At 36.9% G+C, this 17,189-nt stretch carries 25 protein-coding genes and 1 pseudogene; 1 reads left to right on the top strand and 25 read right to left on the bottom strand.

Features of this window, described 5'->3' with window-relative positions; translation table 11 throughout:
- Positions 1 to 7: 7 nt before the first annotated feature.
- The 6 genes from BLR62_RS10595 to BLR62_RS10620 form a co-directional block, all read right to left on the bottom strand.
- Positions 8 to 529 carry a hypothetical protein gene (locus BLR62_RS10595; RefSeq protein ID WP_090796728.1) on the bottom strand — a complete coding sequence of 174 codons (522 nt, stop codon included), beginning with the start codon at positions 527 to 529 and terminating at the stop codon, positions 8 to 10.
- Between the two features lie 14 nt (positions 530 to 543).
- Positions 544 to 1,053: a stage II sporulation protein M gene (locus tag BLR62_RS10600; protein ID WP_176759282.1), complete on the bottom strand. Its 510-nt coding sequence runs from the start codon at positions 1,051 to 1,053 to the stop codon at positions 544 to 546.
- Positions 1,013 to 1,684, bottom strand: a complete 672-nt coding sequence (locus tag BLR62_RS10605; RefSeq protein WP_090796733.1) for an ATP-binding cassette domain-containing protein — start codon at positions 1,682 to 1,684, stop codon at positions 1,013 to 1,015. Before BLR62_RS10605 ends, BLR62_RS10600 begins: the two co-directional genes overlap by 41 nt.
- A gap of 12 nt (positions 1,685 to 1,696) precedes the next feature.
- Positions 1,697 to 3,049, bottom strand: a complete 1,353-nt coding sequence (locus tag BLR62_RS10610) for a hypothetical protein (RefSeq protein WP_090796734.1) — start codon at positions 3,047 to 3,049, stop codon at positions 1,697 to 1,699.
- 64 nt (positions 3,050 to 3,113) lie between these two features.
- A complete protein-coding gene (locus BLR62_RS10615; protein ID WP_090796737.1) occupies positions 3,114 to 3,386 on the bottom strand; it encodes a hypothetical protein in 273 nt (90 codons plus the stop codon).
- Between the two features lie 41 nt (positions 3,387 to 3,427).
- On the bottom strand, positions 3,428 to 3,706 hold the full coding sequence (locus BLR62_RS10620) for a hypothetical protein (RefSeq protein ID WP_090796738.1): 279 nt from the start codon (positions 3,704 to 3,706) through the stop codon (positions 3,428 to 3,430).
- A 275-nt stretch (positions 3,707 to 3,981) separates the two neighbouring features.
- On the opposite strand from BLR62_RS10620, the gene BLR62_RS10625 reads away from it, so the two are divergent.
- Positions 3,982 to 4,848: a helix-turn-helix domain-containing protein gene (locus BLR62_RS10625; RefSeq protein WP_090796739.1), complete on the top strand. Its 867-nt coding sequence runs from the start codon at positions 3,982 to 3,984 to the stop codon at positions 4,846 to 4,848.
- A 266-nt stretch (positions 4,849 to 5,114) separates the two neighbouring features.
- Here the strand turns inward: BLR62_RS10625 and BLR62_RS10630 are convergent.
- The 19 genes and pseudogenes from BLR62_RS10630 to rpsE form a co-directional block, all read right to left on the bottom strand.
- A pseudogene (locus BLR62_RS10630) lies at positions 5,115 to 5,954 on the bottom strand (group II intron maturase-specific domain-containing protein); the annotation flags it as partial.
- Positions 5,955 to 6,125: 171 nt separating this feature from the next.
- Positions 6,126 to 6,518: a 30S ribosomal protein S9 gene (rpsI, locus tag BLR62_RS10635; protein ID WP_090796742.1), complete on the bottom strand. Its 393-nt coding sequence runs from the start codon at positions 6,516 to 6,518 to the stop codon at positions 6,126 to 6,128.
- 20 nt (positions 6,519 to 6,538) lie between these two features.
- Positions 6,539 to 6,976, bottom strand: coding sequence for a 50S ribosomal protein L13 (gene rplM, locus BLR62_RS10640; protein WP_090796745.1), 438 nt, complete (start codon positions 6,974 to 6,976; stop codon positions 6,539 to 6,541).
- A gap of 196 nt (positions 6,977 to 7,172) precedes the next feature.
- On the bottom strand, positions 7,173 to 7,922 hold the full coding sequence (truA, locus tag BLR62_RS10645; RefSeq protein WP_090796747.1) for a tRNA pseudouridine(38-40) synthase TruA: 750 nt from the start codon (positions 7,920 to 7,922) through the stop codon (positions 7,173 to 7,175).
- A gap of 12 nt (positions 7,923 to 7,934) precedes the next feature.
- Positions 7,935 to 8,732 (bottom strand): energy-coupling factor transporter transmembrane component T family protein, encoded by a 798-nt coding sequence (locus BLR62_RS10650; RefSeq protein WP_090796750.1) that lies wholly within the window; start codon positions 8,730 to 8,732, stop codon positions 7,935 to 7,937.
- Positions 8,725 to 9,597 carry an energy-coupling factor ABC transporter ATP-binding protein gene (locus tag BLR62_RS10655; protein WP_090796752.1) on the bottom strand — a complete coding sequence of 291 codons (873 nt, stop codon included), beginning with the start codon at positions 9,595 to 9,597 and terminating at the stop codon, positions 8,725 to 8,727. Before BLR62_RS10655 ends, BLR62_RS10650 begins: the two co-directional genes overlap by 8 nt.
- The gene (locus BLR62_RS10660; RefSeq protein WP_090796754.1) at positions 9,573 to 10,412 is read right to left on the bottom strand and encodes an energy-coupling factor ABC transporter ATP-binding protein; all 840 of its coding nucleotides are present in this window, start codon (positions 10,410 to 10,412) and stop codon (positions 9,573 to 9,575) included. The genes BLR62_RS10655 and BLR62_RS10660 overlap by 25 nt, the downstream gene beginning before the upstream one ends.
- 262 nt (positions 10,413 to 10,674) lie before the next feature.
- Positions 10,675 to 11,028, bottom strand: a complete 354-nt coding sequence (gene rplQ, locus BLR62_RS10665) for a 50S ribosomal protein L17 (RefSeq protein WP_090796757.1) — start codon at positions 11,026 to 11,028, stop codon at positions 10,675 to 10,677.
- A gap of 42 nt (positions 11,029 to 11,070) precedes the next feature.
- Positions 11,071 to 12,015: a DNA-directed RNA polymerase subunit alpha gene (locus tag BLR62_RS10670; protein ID WP_090796760.1), complete on the bottom strand. Its 945-nt coding sequence runs from the start codon at positions 12,013 to 12,015 to the stop codon at positions 11,071 to 11,073.
- 225 nt (positions 12,016 to 12,240) lie between these two features.
- Positions 12,241 to 12,630: a 30S ribosomal protein S11 gene (gene rpsK / locus BLR62_RS10675; protein ID WP_090796761.1), complete on the bottom strand. Its 390-nt coding sequence runs from the start codon at positions 12,628 to 12,630 to the stop codon at positions 12,241 to 12,243.
- Between the two features lie 25 nt (positions 12,631 to 12,655).
- Complete coding sequence (gene rpsM / locus BLR62_RS10680) at positions 12,656 to 13,021, bottom strand: 30S ribosomal protein S13 (RefSeq protein ID WP_090796764.1); 366 nt, start codon at positions 13,019 to 13,021, stop codon at positions 12,656 to 12,658.
- 24 nt (positions 13,022 to 13,045) lie between these two features.
- Complete coding sequence (rpmJ, locus tag BLR62_RS10685) at positions 13,046 to 13,159, bottom strand: 50S ribosomal protein L36 (RefSeq protein ID WP_090796767.1); 114 nt, start codon at positions 13,157 to 13,159, stop codon at positions 13,046 to 13,048.
- 34 nt (positions 13,160 to 13,193) lie between these two features.
- Positions 13,194 to 13,412, bottom strand: coding sequence for a translation initiation factor IF-1 (infA, locus tag BLR62_RS10690; protein WP_090796769.1), 219 nt, complete (start codon positions 13,410 to 13,412; stop codon positions 13,194 to 13,196).
- Entirely contained in the window at positions 13,390 to 13,725 is a 336-nt protein-coding gene (locus BLR62_RS10695) for a KOW domain-containing RNA-binding protein (RefSeq protein ID WP_090796770.1), read from the bottom strand. The genes infA and BLR62_RS10695 overlap by 23 nt, the downstream gene beginning before the upstream one ends.
- 286 nt (positions 13,726 to 14,011) lie before the next feature.
- On the bottom strand, positions 14,012 to 14,659 hold the full coding sequence (locus BLR62_RS10700) for an adenylate kinase (protein WP_090796772.1): 648 nt from the start codon (positions 14,657 to 14,659) through the stop codon (positions 14,012 to 14,014).
- 50 nt (positions 14,660 to 14,709) lie between these two features.
- A complete protein-coding gene (gene secY, locus BLR62_RS10705) occupies positions 14,710 to 16,005 on the bottom strand; it encodes a preprotein translocase subunit SecY (RefSeq protein ID WP_090796773.1) in 1,296 nt (431 codons plus the stop codon).
- On the bottom strand, positions 16,005 to 16,442 hold the full coding sequence (gene rplO, locus BLR62_RS10710; protein WP_090796776.1) for a 50S ribosomal protein L15: 438 nt from the start codon (positions 16,440 to 16,442) through the stop codon (positions 16,005 to 16,007). Before rplO ends, secY begins: the two co-directional genes overlap by 1 nt.
- Before the next feature lie 29 nt (positions 16,443 to 16,471).
- Complete coding sequence (gene rpmD / locus BLR62_RS10715) at positions 16,472 to 16,654, bottom strand: 50S ribosomal protein L30 (RefSeq protein WP_090796778.1); 183 nt, start codon at positions 16,652 to 16,654, stop codon at positions 16,472 to 16,474.
- Between the two features lie 13 nt (positions 16,655 to 16,667).
- Positions 16,668 to 17,171, bottom strand: coding sequence for a 30S ribosomal protein S5 (gene rpsE, locus BLR62_RS10720; protein WP_090796780.1), 504 nt, complete (start codon positions 17,169 to 17,171; stop codon positions 16,668 to 16,670).
- Between the last annotated feature and the right edge of the window lie 18 nt (positions 17,172 to 17,189).

The raw sequence follows: 17,189 nt of genomic DNA on the forward strand, positions 1-17,189 counted from the left end.
CCCTTATCTAAAAGTTAAATAGTAGTAATAATGAATTTATGCTTATAAGCATAACTCCAAAAACGATAGTTTTCCTTAGCTCTAGAAAATTACCTTTTAAAACTAAAAGAACATATATAAGGTTGACTATAAATATATTGCCAACGCGAAAAAAAGGTGTTTGTACTATGTCAACAAGATAATCTCCACCCATTAGAAAATAAATTAATATTGTAAGCGCTATAAAGGGAACGTATCCAACAAATAAATAAAATGCACTTTTCATTAATGAAGGAAATCGTTCTACTTTAAATAGTAAGATGAGCAAACGATAAATAAAAGATTGAAATAGTAGTAAAATGATCGAAAATATAACAATAGTTGTATTAACGAAAAGAATCAGTGTATTTTCATCCCTAAAAACATTAGTAAAATCAAGATCATCAATTTCATTAATAACAAGAGACTGAGCAATTAATTGAATAGATAATATATAGTAAATAACAAGTAACAGCAGAAGCCATTTTTGACCTTTTGAAAGTTTTATCACCCAAGTTCCCTCCATTATCCAAATAGTATAAATGTAATTCTCTCAATATACGCGGCGATTAAATAAACTCCTGCCAAGTAAAGAGTTTGTTTTAAAACTTGCTTTAGCTGTATTTTTTTTCGTCTTTTATATAAATCTAATACTTTTCGCGCAATATTCAGACTTAATAACCAACCGAGGATCTCGATTGGAACATGATATGCCATTATATTTAATACATATAAAAATCCAAAAATATCAATTCCAATATTCAAACTAAGCCCTAAAAAGAAACTGTTAACTATAATTACAGGATAAGCTATAATACTTGTAAAGATGATAATAGCTATGGATACTGTTAAATTATGAAAGAAAATAGTTGAGCCAGATATATCTGATTGATGAGGTGCTAGATTATCTAAATCTAACAAACCACCAAACAAATATCCAAGTATAATTGTAGTTATAATTAATGAAATATCTACCAAAGTTATGAATAAGACTCTATGTTTGTTTGTACTTTTCGATAACATAATTGATTCCATAGGAAACTCCACCATTATTATAAGTTTGTTTTTCTATTCGCCCTTCGAATAATAAAATACAAGAATCCACATATTCTTCTAGATTGTCTAAACTATGTGTTGTTATTAAAAAGGTTATATCTTTCTTGTATTCATTAAATAGATTTTTCAGATGATTTTGAGATTTATAATCAAGTGCATTAAATGGTTCATCAAATAGTAAAACATCTGGTTTTGTTAAAAAACCTGTGAATAAAGTAAGTTTTTGTTTTTGACCTAGAGATAATCCTCCTATTCTAACATGATAAAAATCTTCTAAATTCATTGGCTCAAAATCTCTTAACGTTACTTTTATGTCTTGAGTATTTAAATTATTTATGTCAGCAATTAAATCAACATACTCTTTAGTTGTTAACTCCTCAAAGATCAATAATTCCATATCTAAATATAAAATCCTGTGCTTTTTAATAATTGATTCAACACTGTCATTATTAATTTTCCTAACACCTGAAAGTAATTCTAGTGTAGTTGTCTTACCAACACCATTTGGACCAATTAAAACCGTAAGAGCCTTTTTCGGCACATGAAAAGTCAAGTCTTTTAAAATAGGACTTCCACCAATACTATAATTTAAATCATTCACCTTAATCATCGTCTTATCTCCTTACGTCTTATACAAGTCATTAAAAAAACCTTGAGACCAGTAATGTTTTATCATCCACGTACAAATCAATAGTGTGCTTAGAGGGATAAGCATGCCTCCTACAATGTTTCTTGGAGATATTTCATTAATATAAAAGAGAACCAAATTAATCGGTATAAAAGCAATCAAAATAACCGTAGAAAGACCTTTAATGGTCACTAAAAAAAGATTTTTAAGCTCATTCGTATCAAGGACTTTTCGAAAAACAAGAATGAGAAAATTATCAAGTTCTACATCCAACACAAAGAGAATACCTGTTAATAAAATAAATGTAAATTCTTGATTAATGATAAACCATATATTAGTATATAAAAATATTGGGAGTAACAACATGTAATTGTTTTTTTCTACTTTCTTTAGAAGAGTTACTCCTTTTTCTGGGCGTATCTGCTTAAGGTAAAAAAGAAAATTACCAAACGACTCAATTGTTAATAATTGAATATGTTTCCTTTTTTGAAGCAAACATACGACCAGAAAGCTAAGAATAAACAATGGCCCCTGTATATCATTTAATTTCTCAAACATATTGGTGAAAAATAGTACAGAAATATTAAAACCATATTGAATCCAAGGGATATTAAATAATCGACTGTTTGTTTGGGTTGTGAATGGGTTATAAATTAGCACATTTACCATATTCTGCTTTGAAACGAAATAATTCCAAATAAAAAATAAAAACGTCATACTTAGCGCGGAACCCCTCGAATCACCCAATGAGCCAATAACATGATCAAATACTGCTTGTTCTTTATATAAAATAATTGTACCTACAATCATAATTATTCCAATTAACAAAAAAGAATAGATTTTTTTTATCATTTTCTTTTTTTGTAAGTCATTGATTACCACATGATGTACACTGACGAACATAGACATAATGCTAAAAGGTAATATAATAAAAAAATATAAGACATGAAAAATTGAGAACGATAATGCTTGTGCATAAACCCAAGAAACAGATGTATTATAATTTCTTAGCAGTATATAAGGAATCATTAATTTTCTACCAAAAAAGCTTGTACATTTATTTTCATAACGAAAGTTAAGTATTTGTAAACTAATGAACAAATGTATAGCTAAACACAACAATAAACTCTCAACCAGATAGTGACCTAATACATACTGTATATAGGTGATTCGTGATAAATCAATTATTAAAGGGATGAAAAAACCAGGTATTTGTAAAAGAAAATAGAAAGGTAAAATAAATTGAACTAACCCTTTTAATTCAGGTAATACACTTGCTGTTTTATCCTCTATTAATACCATTTTTTCTCTGTAAAAATTTCGAAGCAATCCTGAATATCCTCTCATCACACACCCTCACTCATCTTAAGACCTTTGGTGTATTACGAACGCACCAAAGGTCTCTTTGTCATTACCAAGTAACAAATTTATTAAGCGACCATTTCTTTACAGCCGCCCAGATAGCTTGAGCCCCTAATGCCCCAAGACCAAATGATGAAATTATAGCCGCTGCTGTTGCGCCCCAGCTGACCCATTGCAGTGCATAATACACGTTAGTTGCTAAACCTTGACTTATCCCCAAGTTTACTGCTGCAAAAAAAGTAGGAAGTGCAGGTATTGTTGCACTAAGAATCAAAGTAAATGAAAAAAGTAATACTGCTTCTTTTTTTAATTCATGCGACATAAATTATTACCTCCTTTATAATACTATTATCCGGATAAGTACTACCATGTTATAAATTTATTAAGCGACCATTTCTTTACAGCCGCCCAGATAGCTTGAGCCCCTAATGCCCCAAGACCAAATGATGAAATTATAGCCGCTGCTGTTGCGCCCCAACCAATCCATTTCAGCGAATGATAAACTGCTGTAGCAGTACCTGAAGATATTCCAAGGTTTACCGCCGCAAAATACTTTGTGTTAAATACCAATAGAAATACGAGCATTGCTACGGAGAAGAATACTAATATCTTTATCTCCCTTTTTAAAACACTACTATTCATATGAGATCACCTCCTCTCATTTTTAACTCCTTCACTTTGATAAACGCCTAGATAAAATTAGAAGCAAATATAAACACTAAAGATGAAGAATCTTAATTGAATATTCGAATGAATATTACTCTTATCAACCAGTCATCCAGATAATCAACAACTTTAACATTTTATTCGCCCCCTCCCATATATTGTATTAATAAAATATACATAGATAGTAACACGTAAAATATGATACTATTAAAATGAATACAATAATCACATTTTTTGGGGGGGGTTAACAATTGAATTTAGATATGGAGATCTTTTCGAAAATAATTAAGGAGGTTAGACAAGGTAAGGGATTAAAGCAAAAGGAAATTACTGAAAATGTAATGTCTAGAACAACTTACAGTAAAATCGAAAGAGGTTTAATAACTCCAGGTATTTTTAATTTTTATAATATTTTATCCAAACTTAATGTAGGATTTGATGAATTCTTCTACTTGTACAGTAATAATGATTTTGATGATCGTTGGAGAATCAATAATGCATTTAGAAATACTAGGGCTAATTTTGAGGTAGATGAATTAAAAATCATCAAAAATATGTGTAATGATTTTTTAATACAGCAACAGGATAATCATATAAATAATATAAGGAATGTATGTAATGCCCTTTTAGAAATACACAATAATAATTTGTATTCCGCCCAAAAAATAGCAAAAGCTGTGTGGAACGATCTCAGTAAAAGAGATACATGGTACTACGATGATATTTTATTAATTAACAATATTCTCTTCTTATTCGAAGAGGAAGTAATAGAAAATATGTATAACCGAGCATTACTGAATTCAAATAAATACAATGAATTCCAAAATAACTTAAATAATAATATACAGTTCTCATTAAAGTTTAACAAATTGTCATATGATATGTTTTATGGGAATATAAAAGAAGAGCATCATACATTAATAGAAATTTTAATTGAGGAGAGCCATAATCTAAGATATTATGACATGAAAGCTGTTCTATTAATTCGTAAAGGACTAATTCAAGATAATAATGCACTAATAGAAAAAGGGTTAAATATCCTAGATGTTTTAGAATTAGATGAATTAGCAAATTCAGTTCGTGAAGAAATGAAATTATATTCCTGCCAAAAATCCTAAAGTGCCTCATTCCTTTTTATTTCTAAGTTAAATATTAGGTTTAGCTAACCCTCACTCACCATTTTATGCGGCTTAAAAGCGAAATCATTCATAACTTGTTTTTGTCAATTCAACAAACAGCGGACATCTTCTTAAAATAATTAAAGTCAGAATAAATATAGTCAAAATATAGTCAGAAGATAAAATAAAGCAATCGAGTAGGAGGGGGTGACTAACCCCCGACCTCTCACACCACCGTGCGTACGGTTCCGTACACGGCGGTTTCTTTAAGATTGACGTATGATTTGATATCTACCATACAAGCTTGTTAAGCCTAGGGCTCTCCAATAGGAGTTTCCTAGGCTTTTGTGTGGGACTGGGCTATGAGCTACTCGCCAATATCCCTTTCGACTATTACCCCATTCATAGGCTTTTGAAGGATGAACACCTAGTGCTTTAAGATTCCTTACTCTTGACTTAGGAACCATCCATTCTTTCCATTTACACATTCGGAGCCTTCTTCTTATCCATTTGTCGAGATCTTTAAAGACACTCTTTGTGTCGGCAAGAGCGTAATAGCCAAGCCAACCATTGAGGTATTTATTCAGCCGTTCGATTCTCAATTCCATTGGAATTGGCGATTTTCGTGATGTTAGCTTCCTCACTTTTGCCTTGAGACGTTTGATACTTTCCTTATGAATGCGAGTGCGGGTTTGCTTTTCAATTGTAAAGCTGAACCCCAGAAACTTTCGTTTCCACGGTCTATCAACCGCTGATTTCTCTTTATTCACTTTTAGCTTCAGCGTCTTTTCAAGGAAAGAGGTCACACTCGTCATAACTCTTTGGCCAGCCTTGCGAGACTTCACGTAAATTTGAAAGTCGTCCGCATAACGGACGAACTTGTGCCCTCTGAATTCCAGTTCCTTATCCAATTCATTTAAAAGGATGTTAGCTAGGATCGGGCTAAGCGGACCGCCTTGTGGCGTTGCAATTTTACTTCTAGTCGCCACGCCATTGACCATCACACCTGCTTTAAGGTATTTGTAGATGAGTTTCAATACTGTCTTATCTTCGATTTTATTCGCTAAAATCCCCATGAGTTTATCATGGTTCACTGTATCAACGAAAAAATCTCGACACCAAAGAAAACACGTTTCATAGCAGCTGAGCGCTCCTACAAAACGTGTTTGGATTATTATCAAATAAATCGACTTTTATTCTTCACCAACTTCATTTGACAAAGAACCACAAAAAAGACCCTTCCCACAAATGTGAGAAGAGTCTTTGTAAAAAACATATTAACGTTTTGAGAACTGTGGTGCACGACGTGCTTTCTTAAGACCGTATTTCTTACGCTCTTTCATACGAGCATCACGAGTTAAGAATCCTGCGCGTTTAAGTGATCCACGGTATTCTGGGTCAGCTTCTAGTAGGGCGCGTGCTACACCATGACGAATTGCACCTGCTTGTCCAGTGAATCCACCACCATGTACATTTACCAATACATCGTAGCTGCCTTCAGTTTCTGTTAAAGCTAAAGGTTGTTTAGCGATTGTACGTAGTGTTTCATATGGGAAGAAATCTTCCGCATCACGGTCGTTTACAGTCATACGTCCAGTTCCTGGTACTAAACGTACACGAGCTGTTGATTTTTTACGGCGTCCGGTTCCGTAGTATTGTACTTGTGCCACTATTAATTACCTCCTTTTAATTATCCACGAAGTTCGTATGCTTCTGGTTTTTGTGCTTGATGCTTATGCTCTGCTCCACGGTATACGTGTAGTTTTTTAGCCATTTTACGACCAAGGCTGCCTTTTGGAAGCATACCTTTAACGGTTAGCTCTAACATTCTTTCAGGTTTCTTCTCTCTCATCACACCAGCTGATGTAGACTTAAGTCCACCTGGGTGATTTGAGTGACGATAATACATTTTATCGTTCAGTTTGTTACCTGTTAATTCAATTTTTTCAGCGTTGATGATGATCACGTTATCACCTGTATCCACATGTGGTGTATACGTTGGTTTGTGCTTACCGCGTAAAAGTGTTGCCACTTCACTTGCAAGACGACCAAGTGTTTGACCTTCAGCATCAACAACTAACCATTTACGTTCAATGTTAGCTTCATTTGCCATGAAAGTTGTACGCATGTTGATTACCTCCTGTATATCGATCCATTTTAATTTTGTTCGGTCCAAAATTTTTGAGTTTTGGTTGATTTGATCTTATATTCTACACAATTAACTTTCCGGGGCCAATCGTGGTATAGAAATAAAATGCCATAGATCATCTTATAATAAATACGTTGAAATGTCAATAGCTGTTCACCCGGAAACGTTGCTTTTTTTAATCGAATGTATGATACTCCACCTCTTTTAAATATAACCCTTGAGGTGCGGCTGTTTTCCCGGCATTCGATCGGTCTTTGGATGCGATTATTTTTTGCATGGTTTCCGGAGGCATTTTCCCTTCTCCAATTGCCATTAACGTACCAACAATAATCCGCACCATATTGTATAAAAAACCACTTCCCGAGACAGTGAAACGTATCGTGTGACCTTCTTTTTCTATGTGTGCCAGGTAAATCTCTCGTACTTTACTTCCTTTAACCGTATGGTTGGCTGCACAAAACGCTGAGAAATCATGCTCACCTTCTAAATATGAGCATGCTTCTTTCATAGCATTTAGATCAAGTTCATGTTTAACATGATGCATATAGTGACGCTGAAATGGATCAGGAATCGGTGCATTATCGATCATATATTGATACGTCTTTTGTTTAACGTTATAACGTGCGTGAAAATGATCGCCAACTTCTCTCACATTTGTCACGACGATATCTGCTGGTAGCAGTGAATTTAAAGCTCGAGTCCAATTTTCGAGTGGAATGGATAAAGATGAATCAAAATGAAAGGTTTGTCCCAATGCATGAACACCTGCATCAGTCCGACCAGATGCGTAGATTCTAATCGTTTCCCCTTTATGCAACTTCATCAGTGCCTTTTCAATTGTCGATTGAATGGTCGTTTGATTCGGTTGGATTTGATAACCTGCGTAATAAGTCCCGTCATAAGTGACCGTTGCTAATAGACGCATACATGTATCTCCTTACTGTCTTAATATAAATAAACCGGTTAATACGAAAGTAAATATGATAAAGGCATACCAATCGATCCGCTCAATCGCTAGCGCTCTCAGTTTAGTCCGGCCTTCTCCACCTTGATAACCTCTTGCTTCCATCGCCATAGCTAACTCTTCTGCACGTTTAAACGCACTGACAAACAATGGCACAAGCAATGGAACGACTGCTTGGATCCGGTCTTTAATAGGGCCTGTTTTAAAATCTACACCTCTTGAGGCTTGCGCTTTTGAAATCTTTTCAGCCTCTTGCATTAATGTAGGAATAAAGCGCAATGAAATAGACATCATGAGTGCCAATTCATGCACCGGAAACCTAAATCGTTTCAATGGATTTAAGAGCGTTTCAATGGCGTCTGTAATTTCAATTGGCGTTGTCGTTAACGTTAACATCGATGTAAACAAGATTAATAAAAAGAACCTTATTGAAATTTGAATGCCTTGGGCGATTGCACCTGAATAAATAGGAAACCCTATAATTCGGAAGAGAATGTCGCCTTCATGTGTGACAAACAAGTGTAAGAAAAAGGTAAACACGATTAAAAACCACACAGGTGTTAGTCCTTTAGCAATATACCGGAGTCTGATCTTTGTACTTAGTGCAGTAAAAGCTGCAAACAAAGTCAACCAACCATAACTCATAAAGTTATTAGCAAAAAAAACAAAGACGACAAACAAGAAGATAATAATCATTTTCGTACGAGGATCGAGTCTATGAATCATCGACTGGCTGGGGACGTATTGACCAATAATTAAAGAACTAGCCATCTATCTCATCCCCTTTCACGACGCTCTGAATCGTTTTTGCTAGTTGTTTCATGTCTGAGTGCACATAAGGCATATCGCGGCTGAAACGTTCTTCAAACGCTTTAAGAAAGGCAATTTTTTCTGGAATATCGAGTTGCACCTGCTGCAATTTCTCTTTTTGAACAAAAATATCTTCTGGATTGCCTTCCATAAACTTTTTACCATTTTCTAAAATGATGACATGATCCGCATATTCGAGGGCATCCTCCATACTATGTGTCACGAGAATTGTCGTTAAATCTTCTGATTCATGTAACGAATAAAACATGTCCATCATTTCTTTTTGACCTTTAGGATCTAACCCTGCGGTCGGTTCATCTAGAACGAGCACGCGTGGGTTCATCGCAAGCACACCAGCAATCGCAACTCGTCTCATTTGGCCACCGCTTAAATCAAACGGCGAGCGATCTAACAAATCTTCTGATAACTGAACAGCCTGCATAACTTTTGGAATACGCTCTTGTATTTCGTCATCAGTAGCCCCAAAATTTTTCGGACCAAAAGCTATGTCTTTTTCAATCGTCTCTTCAAATAGCTGATGCTCTGGATATTGAAAGACAATCCCCACTTGTTTACGTAACATTTTAATATTAGACGTTTTTTCATCAGGTGCTAAGGTGAAGTCCCCCATCTTAACTTGACCCGATGTGGGCTTAAGTAAACCGTTTAAATGCTGAATCAGTGTCGACTTGCCTGAGCCAGTGTGTCCGACAATTGCAACATAAGAACCACGATCAATGGAAAAGGACAAATCGTTCAGTGCAGTGTATTCAAATGGGCTATTCGGTTGGTAAGTATGACTTACGTTTTTAAATGATATGTCCATAAAGCATCCAGTAACTCCTTTTGATCAAGTGGTGTTCTTTCTAACTCAATGTTGAGTCGTTTTAATTCATTCGCTAATTTCGCGCTAAACGGTACATCTAGACCGATTGATTGTAGTGCTTCTTCTTTAGTGAAAAGATCCCTCGGTTTCGTTTCTAACCAGACCTCACCATCATTCATAACAATCACTCTATCAGCTGAAATGATTTCATTTAAATCATGTGTAATCGTAATTAAATTTAGTGGATGATTTTGTTTGACTTCATTCACTGTTGTTAAAATCTCTTGCCGACCTTTAGGATCAAGCATGGCGGTTGCTTCGTCTAATATAATGACATCGGGTCTAATGGCTAACACACCCGCAATGGCAACACGCTGCTTTTGACCTCCAGATAAGCGATGTGGTTCATGTAAAAGATAATCTTTCATACGAACCGCAGCTAAACTTGAATCAATGCGTTGAATCATGTCGATTCTTTCAATACCCCTATTTTCAAGTCCAAATGCAACATCATCTCGTACCGTTGTACCGACAAACTGATTATCTGGATTTTGAAAAACCATACCGACTTTTTTTCTTACATCCCATATCGTATTTTCGTTCACGCTTGTCCCGTGTACAATTATTTCACCTTCGTCAGGAAATAATAAACCATTAATTAATTTGGCGATCGTCGATTTCCCTGAACCATTATGACCAATAATCGCCACCGATTGGTCTGAGCGAATGGTGAAACTAACATCCTTTAGCACCCATGGTTGATCATCAGCATAACGAAATGACACATTTCGAAACTCTATCTGTGTTTGATTCATCTTAATTCCCCCAACTCCCGACAAATTATTTCCCTGGAAATGATTTTCCGAAGAAAAGATGTCTGAAGATCCGTCTCTTCGTACTTAACTTCATATTTTATCACATTCACACAGTGTTCACATCTTATTTTGACAACATTTTAAACGTTTGATCTAATCACAAGAAAATTAGTTTTGATAAATGATTTCAAACACAAAAAAAGGGCTTGGATTCACCTCTCGTTAGAGACTTGATCCTGCCCTTCATCTTGTATGGTTTATATTAAACTAACTCAATAATCGCCATTTCTGCACCATCACCACGACGAGGTCCTAGCTTTAGTACACGTGTGTAACCACCTTGGCGGTCCTCATAACGTGTTGCGATATCATTGAAAAGTTTTTGAACTGCATCTTCAGTTTCGCTAGCATCTTTCTTATATAGGAAAGATGATGCTTGACGACGAGCGTGTAGATCACCGCGCTTACCTAAAGTGATCATCTTCTCAACAACTGAACGCAACTCTTTTGCTTTCGCTTCAGTCGTTTCTAAACGCTCATTAATAATCAAGTCAGTTGCAAGGTTTCTTAACATTGCCATTCGCGCATCTGTTGTTCTACCTAGTTTTCTAGCCATCTTGATACCCTCCTTTTCTCGAATTCTCTAAAGGTTGTATGACTATTCTTCTTTACGAAGGCCTAAGCCCAAGTCATCTAACTTATGCTTCACTTCTTCAAGTGATTTACGTCCTAAGTTACGAACCTTCATCATATCATCTTCTGATTTATTAGCGAGCTCTTGTACGGTATTGATACCCGCACGTTTTAAACAGTTGTAAGAACGAACCGATAAATCGAGTTCTTCAATTGTCATCTCGAGCACTTTTTCTTTTTGGTCTTCTTCTTTTTCGATCATGATTTCAGCACTTTTAGCCTCATCAGTTAAGCCAACAAAGATATCTAAGTGTTCAGTGAAAATTTTCGCACCTAAAGAAACAGCTTCTTCTGGGCGAATGCTTCCGTCTGTCCAAACATCAAGTGTTAACTTATCGAAATTCGTAATTTGACCAACACGTGTGTTTTCCACTTGGAAAGTTGCACGTGATACAGGTGTGAAAATTGAGTCAACTGGAATAACACCAATTGGTCGCTCGTCATGATTATTAACATCCGCTGGACGGTAGCCACGGCCACGTTCAGCAGTAATCTTCATGCGTAAATTAGCGTTGCTTCCTAATGTGGCGATATGAAGATCCGGATTAAGGATTTCCACATCACTATCATAAGTAATATCTGCAGCTGTAACGACACCTTCACCTTGCACATCAATCTCTAGTGTTTTTTCCTCTTCAGAGTAAACTTTAAGGGCTAACTGCTTGAGATTAAGAACAACCGTCGTAACGTCTTCTACAACGCCTTCGATCGTAGAGTACTCGTGAAGCACGCCATCAATTTGTACAGATGTTACTGCAGCACCAGGAAGTGAGGATAATAGAATACGACGCAAGGAGTTTCCTAGTGTAGTCCCATATCCACGTTCTAGTGGTTCTACGACAAACTTTCCAAATGTAGCATCATCACTGATTTCTACAGCTTCTATCTTTGGCTTTTCTATTTCGATCATTTATAAAACCCTCCTTTGAACGTCGAAACCCCGGTTAGACATCTGTCTAACCGAAATTCCTCAGGTAGGCAGTTCCCGTTTCTGCACTATCTTCTATTCGTATATGTTGTCTATCCACTAAAGATGCTAAATCCGAGAATGGTCAAAGCTTAATACCTTCAAACGTTCTACTTTAAGCGATTATCATCCATTATAGACATGGTGACAAATTCTATACGGATAAAATTATACACGGCGACGTTTTGGTGGGCGACAGCCATTGTGAGGAACTGGTGTAACATCAACAATCGCTGTTACTTCTAAGCCAGTAGCTTGAAGAGCACGGATTGCCGCTTCACGACCTGCACCAGGACCTTTTACAGTTACTTCTAATGTTTTTAAACCATGTTCTTGCGCAGCTTTACCTGCAGCTTCTGCTGCCATTTGTGCTGCAAATGGTGTTGATTTACGTGAACCTCTAAAGCCTAACGCACCAGCACTGCTCCAGCTAACTGCGTTACCTTGTACGTCCGTAATCGTAACAATTGTGTTATTAAATGTTGAACGAATGTGAGCCACACCCGTGTCAATATTCTTTTTCACGCGTTTTTTACGTGTATTGGTTTTACGAGCCATTAGATTGATAAACCTCCTTTAATGCTTATTTTCGTTTGTTCGCAATTGTTTTACTTGGGCCTTTACGTGTGCGAGCGTTGTTCTTAGTCTTTTGTCCGCGTAGTGGTAGACTACGACGGTGACGAAGTCCTCTGTAAGAGCCGATTTCAATTAAACGTTTGATGTTAAGTGATACTTCACGACGAAGATCACCTTCTGTTGTTTCTTGGTTAATAACGTTACGAATGCGACCTAATTCATCTTCTGTTAAGTCACGAACGCGTGTGTTTCCATCAACGCCAGCTTCTTCGACAATTGCTTTAGCTTTTGATTTACCTACACCAAAGATGTAAGTTAATGAAATTTGTACACGTTTTTCACGTGGAATATCAATACCTGCAATACGTGCCATACTCGTCTTGCACCTCCTTATTGATTAGCCTTGTTTTTGTTTATGCTTAGGGTTATCGCAAATTACCATAACTTTACCGTTACGACGAATAACCTTACATTTTTCGCATATTGGTTTTACAGATGGTCTTACCTTCATCATCCATACCTCCTCTTATTATCGGAGCTTATCATTATTTATAACGGTACGTAATCCGTCCTTTTGTTAAATCATATGGAGAAAGTTCAACCGTTACTTTATCTCCTGGTAGGATTCGAATAAAGTGCATACGAATTTTCCCGGAAACATGTGCTAAAACGGTATGTCCATTCTCTAATTCAACTTTAAACATAGCATTTGGTAATGTGTCGATCACTTTACCTTCTACTTCAATTGCATCGTCTTTCGCCATCGAGTTGATCTCCCTTCTTCAAATCAGTCACTACTTCATTGACAAATTTTGATATAGCAAACCGTAGCTTACCATTTGTAACGCGACCAGTTTCTAGAAGGCTATTTTGAACCTCTGGAGAAATATAAGTCGTTTGCAATAGGTGCCCTAAGTTTTTACGCTTAGGTCGATCAAACTTCCGCTTTTCTCCGTCTGCGAGCAGAACAAAACGATCATCGATCATTTCTATGACAATGGCATATTGGCCTGCTTCTCGTCCCTGCAGGATTTGAACAACTTGACCTAGCTCGGGACCCGGTTGTGTATCATCCAAACATGATCACCTTCAATTAAATTATCGTAAGTCAAAACGTTCGTTGAAAAACAACTTTGAAAACACGCTTTGTACAAGCCTATATTATAACACGCCGAGCTTCAATCGTCCAATTGACCACTCGACACGCCGTCACTAGGTAAGCGTCCTATGACTCAAATCAAAGCTAACTGTTCATTGATTAAGCTCAGATCTTAATCTGTTTTTAGTCTAGCCCCGTTACCATCATTCACATGATGACTATATCTTAATGTTAGATCTGTCTTAAACAGGTCTATTCATAATTTTATAATGCTTGAAGCTTTTCATCAATTACTTCAAATACTTGATCAATGTCTTGATCACCGTCTACTGCTTGAAGGTAGCCTTTGTCTTGATAGAAGTCAAGTAATGGCTGAGCTTGCTCAACGTTTACTTCTAAACGTTTTGAAACTGTTTCAGCACGATCATCATCTCTTTGAATCAATTCGGCACCGTCATGATCACATTTTCCATCTACTTTAGGTGGATTATACATCACATGGTAAGTTGCTCCACATTCTGGGCAAATACGACGACCTGTTAAACGATCGACTAACTTATCCTGTGGCACATCGACATGTAATACGTAATCAAGTGGTGATTCTAATTCATCAAGTAATGATTCAAGCGCTTCTGCTTGTGCGATCGTACGCGGGAATCCATCGAGCAAGAAGCCTTTTTGACAATCTGGTTTGCTCAATCTTTCTCTCACAATTCCAATCGTAACTTCATCAGGAACAAGTTCACCTTGGTCCATATATGACTTAGCTTTTTGTCCAAGTTCAGTCTCTTCTTTGATGGCTGAGCGGAACATATCACCAGTCGATATATGAGGGATCTGATATTTTTCTACTATCTTTTCAGCTTGAGTTCCCTTCCCTGCTCCGGGAAGACCCATTAAGATTAAATTCACTGCATTTCCCCTCGCTCTCAATTATTAACTAGTTTCGTATTCAAAACGACTTATTTAATAAAGCCTTTATAGTGACGTTTGACGAGCTGACTTTCGAGTTGCTTCATCGTTTGTAAGGCTACACCAACAACAATTAAGATGCTAGTACCGCCAATTTGTACGGATTGCGGCAAGTTTGCAATACCACCTAAAGCGATCGGTAAAACAGCTACTGCTGCTAAGAAAATAGAGCCGACAAATGTTAAACGATATAAAACGCGTGTTAAATACGTTTCAGTCTTCTTGCCAGGTCTTATCCCTGGGATGTAACCACCTTGCTTTTTCAAGTTTTCAGCCATTTGCTCAGGGTTTGACTGAACAAACGTATAGAAATAACTAAAAGCAATAATGAGTGCAACATAGATAACCATACCAATAGGTTGAGTATAATCAAAGATCATCTCAATTGTATTCGCAACGTTACCATCGAAGAAGCTTGCAACCGTTCGGGGCGCCATAATAAATGACACAGAGAAAATAACAGGGATTACTCCAGCTGTATTCACCTTAAGTGGTAAGTGTGTTGACTGACCACCTACTGATGAACGATTCACTAAGCGCTTAGCATATTGAATGGGAATTTTCCGTGTTGCTTGTTGGATGAAGATAACACCAACTGTAACACCTAATACAACTAAAGCAATTAGAGAGACAATAACGATGTTAATGAATAGCTCATCCCCTACGTTACCACCAAAATACTGCTCATACACTTGGTTGATTGTATTTGGAATAGCAGCAACAATACCTGCAAAGATAATAATTGAAATGCCGTTCCCTACACCAAATTCAGTTATTTGCTCGCCTAACCACATTAAAAATGCTGTTCCAGCTGTTAATACAACAGCAATCACAATGAACTTGTAAATAGTTGGATCAGCGATTAATCCACCGCCTGCCATCGCATTAAAGCCAATTGACATCGCAATAGCTTGAATGAAGGCAAGGGCAATTGTTGCATAACGTGTGACTTGAGCTAATTTCCGTCGACCCATTTCACCTTGCTTTTTCCACTCGGCGAATTTAGGGACGACATCCATTTGTAATAACTGCATGATGATTGAGGCTGTAATATAGGGCATGATCCCCATTGCTAGAATGGAGAAGTTTTGTAATGCCCCGCCTCCAAATGTGTTTAGAAATCCAAACACATTTTGTTGATCATTCATAAAGCCAATTGCTTCTTGGTCCGTAAACGGAACTGGAATAAATGTTCCGATCCGGAAGACAACTAGCATGAGTAATGTGAACACAATTTTGTTTCGGATATCTTTTACACGAAAAAAATTGGAGATTGTTTGGAACATTAGATCACCTCAGTTTGACCGCCCGCTGTCTCAATAGCTTCTTTAGCCGAAGCAGAGAACTTGTGAGCTTTTACAGTAAGTTTCTTTTCAATTGAACCATTTCCAAGAACTTTAATGCCGGCTTTTACTTTACTGATGACGCCTGTTTCTAGTAAAAGCTCAGGTGTTACTTCTGTACCTTCTTCAAATTTATTTAGTGTTGATAAATTAACAACAGTATATTCTTTACGGTTGATGTTTGTAAATCCACGTTTCGGTAAACGTTGGAATAGTGGCATTTGACCACCTTCGAATCCTAGACGAGTACCGCCACCTGAACGAGCCTTTTGACCTTTGTGACCACGACCAGATGTTTTACCGTTACCAGAAGACATTCCTCGACCGACACGGTTACGTTCTTTACGAGTTTGTGATGGCTTCAATTCATGAAGTTTCATGCGAGCACCTCCTCTTTGCGCTAATGTAATTATAATTCTTTAACCGATACTAAGTGAGACACCTTGTTTACAATACCTCTTACCGCAGGTGTATCATCAAATACAACGGATTGATTTAGTTTGTTTAAGCCTAAAGCTTTAACGGTTTCTTTTTGCGTTTGGGTTCTACCAATAACACTGCGCGTGAGGGTAATTTCTAACTGATTAGCCATTTGATTTCCCTCCTTATCCTAACAGTTCTTCTACTGATTTACCGCGTAATTTAGCAATTTGTTCAGCAGTTTTCAATTCTGAAAGTCCGTTAATTGTTGCACGTACCATGTTGATTGGTGTGTTTGATCCTAATGATTTAGAGTTAATGTCACCAATACCTGCTAATTCAAGTACGGCACGAACAGGTCCACCAGCGATAACTCCAGTACCTTCTACGGCTGGTTTAATCAAGATGTTACCTGCTCCAAAGCGTCCAATGACTTCGTGTGGAACTGTTGTTCCGACCATTGGTACTTCGATTAAATTCTTCTTAGCGTCATCAATAGCCTTCTTGATCGCTTCTGGTACCTCTTGTGCTTTACCAGTACCGAAACCAACATGGCCATTTTTATCTCCTACCACGACTAATGCAGCAAAACGGAAACTACGTCCACCTTTTACTACTTTAGCTACACGATTAATTGTTACAACTCGTTCTTCTAAGTCTAATTGATTCGCATCGATTTGAGTACGCAATATATGTCCCTCCTTTTT

The organism is Pelagirhabdus alkalitolerans, from assembly GCF_900096905.1.
GTDB lineage: Bacteria > Bacillota > Bacilli > Bacillales > Amphibacillaceae > Pelagirhabdus > Pelagirhabdus alkalitolerans.